Consider the following 1,427-nt stretch of genomic DNA (forward strand, 5'->3'; position numbering starts at 1 on the left):
ATAGCCTGAGATCTGATGGGTAGACGCAAGTCGAAATCGGTGATCCTATGCTGCCAAGAAAAGCATCGACGCGAGGTTCTAGCTGCCCGTACCCCAAACCGACTCAGGTGGTCAGGTAGAGAATACTAAGGAGATCGAGAGAATCGTGGTTAAGGAACTCGGCAAAATGCCCCCGTAACTTCGGGAGAAGGGGGGCCTGAGGCGTGAACGGACTTGCTCCGGGAGCGTTCGATGGCCGCAGAGACCAGTGGGAAGCGACTGTTTACTAAAAACACAGGTCCGTGCTAAGTCGCAAGACGATGTATACGGACTGACGCCTGCCCGGTGCTGGAAGGTTAAGAGGAACGGTTAGCCGCAAGGCGAAGCTGAGAATTTAAGCCCCAGTAAACGGCGGTGGTAACTATAACCATCCTAAGGTAGCGAAATTCCTTGTCGGGTAAGTTCCGACCTGCACGAATGGCGTAACGACTTCCCAGCTGTCTCAACCGCGAACTCGGCGAAATTGCATTACGAGTAAAGATGCTCGTTACGCGCAGCAGGACGGAAAGACCCCGTGACCTTTACTATAGTTTGGTATTGGTGTTCGGTGTGGCTTGTGTAGGATAGGTGGGAGACGTTGAAGCGGGCACGCTAGTGTTCGTGGAGTCATTGTTGAAATACCACTCTGGTCACTCTGGATATCTAACTTCGGACCCTAATCGGGTTCAGGGACAGTGCCTGATGGGTAGTTTAACTGGGGCGGTTGCCTCCCAAAGAGTAACGGAGGCGCCCAAAGGTTCCCTCAACCTGGTTGGCAATCAGGTGGCGAGTGTAAGTGCACAAGGGAGCTTGACTGTGAGACTGACAAGTCGAGCAGGGACGAAAGTCGGGACTAGTGATCCGGCAGTGGCTTGTGGAAGCGCTGTCGCTCAACGGATAAAAGGTACCTCGGGGATAACAGGCTGATCTTGCCCAAGAGTCCATATCGACGGCATGGTTTGGCACCTCGATGTCGGCTCGTCGCATCCTGGGGCTGGAGTAGGTCCCAAGGGTTGGGCTGTTCGCCCATTAAAGCGGTACGCGAGCTGGGTTTAGAACGTCGTGAGACAGTTCGGTCCCTATCCGCTGCGCGCGCAGGAAATTTGAGAAGATCTATCCCTAGTACGAGAGGACCGGGATGGACGAACCTCTGGTGTGTCAGTTGTTCCGCCAGGAGCACCGCTGATTAGCTACGTTCGGAACGGATAACCGCTGAAAGCATCTAAGCGGGAAGCCGGCTTCGAGATGAGATTTCCATCCCTTCGGGGGAGAGGCTCCCAGCCAGACGACTGGGTTGATAGGCCGGATGTGGAAGACAGGACTAAAGACTGTCGGAGCTGACCGGTACTAATAAGCCGATAACTTGATAATCACTACACTCATACCGTTGTAAAGGCTGGTAGGAGTGG

General features: G+C 54.1%; 1 rRNA gene (only partly in view). It reads left to right on the top strand.

Annotation, left to right across the window (positions count from 1 at the left end):
- Positions 1-1,389, top strand: a 23S ribosomal RNA gene (locus C5C29_RS16710); it begins 1,690 nt to the left of the window's first position.
- The last annotated feature ends 38 nt before the right edge of the window (positions 1,390-1,427 follow it).

Origin of the sequence: Rathayibacter sp. AY1H2 (assembly GCF_002931985.1) — a bacterium.
Lineage (GTDB): Bacteria > Actinomycetota > Actinomycetes > Actinomycetales > Microbacteriaceae > Rathayibacter.